1 pseudogene is annotated in these 234 nt (G+C 61.5%); it reads left to right on the top strand.

Going from position 1 to position 234, the window contains the following annotated elements:
- A pseudogene (locus tag KVT37_RS33030) lies at window positions 1-234 on the top strand (glutathione synthase); the annotation flags it as partial.

The following is a 234-nucleotide window of genomic DNA, read 5'->3' as shown; positions in this document are numbered from 1 at the left end:
GCGAGAAGGTGCGCACCGAGCTCTCCGAGATGGACGTGATACTGCTCAGGAAGCGAGCCCGCCTCGACATGTACTACATCACCACAACGCACATCCTCGTGCGCATCCATCCGAAGACGCTGGTGGTCAACGACCCGGCCTGGGTGCGGAACAGTCCTGAATAGATCTTCGACACCGAGGGTCCGGGCCTGATGCCGGTGACGTCGATCTCCACGGACCCGCAGGAGGTCGTTT

The sequence above is a fragment of the Mesorhizobium sp. GbtcB19 genome (assembly GCF_019091085.1).
GTDB lineage: Bacteria > Pseudomonadota > Alphaproteobacteria > Rhizobiales > Rhizobiaceae > Mesorhizobium.
The sequence above is the reverse complement of the archived record's forward strand: the minus strand, read 5'-3'. Positions and strand labels throughout refer to the sequence as shown.